Here is an 850-nt window from a genome sequence, read left to right as displayed (position 1 = left end):
CCAACGGTCAAGATCACTCGCGCGCGCCCGGATCGTCCACGATTAGGCTGAAACGTCGTCCACGATCAGCCTGAAACAGCGTCCACGTTCATCTGAAATGACGTCCACGATCGTCTGAAACGGGCGTCCACGATGCCCTGAAATACGCATCCGGGTCTCGAGCATTGCCCGCGTTCTTGGTCGAGCTGGGCGCCGCAATGATGGTCGCGTCCACGATGGTGCCCGCGCGCATCAGAAGGCCTTGCTCGGCAAGATGGGCGTTGATCTCCTCGAACAGCGCCTTGGTGAGGTCGTTGTCCAGCAGCAGGCGCCTGAACTTCAGCAGCGTGGTGGCGTCGGGAACCGACTCGTGCGACAGGTCGATGCCCACGAAGTCGCGCAGCGCCTGGCTGTCGTACAGCGCGTCCTCCAGCGCCTCGTCGGCCAGGCCGTACCATTGCTGGAGGCAGTACATGCGCAGCATCCGGGGCACGCCGATCGGCTGTCGGCCGACGCGCCCGCGCGTGGGGTACAGCGGCTCGATCACGGCAATCAGACGAGACCACGGCACGACGCGCTCCATGTCGGCCAAGAACTTCTCGCGCCGCGTGCGCTTCTTCTTCATCGCGTACTCGGCGCTGGCAAAACTGCGTTGGTTCATCTCGGTGGTGCTGTGACTTGCGATGTCTTCACGCATGCACGGGCCGTGCCCGCAGCGACCTATTGATCAGATGGTATGGGCGCCTCCCTCCTACTACTGCTAGGCACGACACCTCGGCAGTGTCAGAGTGAGCGTCCCACCGTCAACATCGAATGGAGGCCATCATGGAACGAACCGTCATTGCCGTCGACATTGCCAAGAAGGTGTTTC

General features: G+C 62.4%; 1 pseudogene. It reads right to left on the bottom strand.

Annotation, left to right across the window (positions count from 1 at the left end):
• Window positions 1–142 precede the first annotated feature (142 nt).
• A pseudogene (locus AC1DF3_RS36945) lies at window positions 143–640 on the bottom strand (IS5 family transposase); the annotation flags it as partial.
• Between the last annotated feature and the right edge of the window lie 210 nt (window positions 641–850).

The sequence above is a fragment of the Variovorax sp. 10N432 genome (assembly GCF_056394465.1).
Note: the sequence above shows the minus strand (reverse complement) of the source record. Positions and strands in the feature narration are given on the sequence as shown.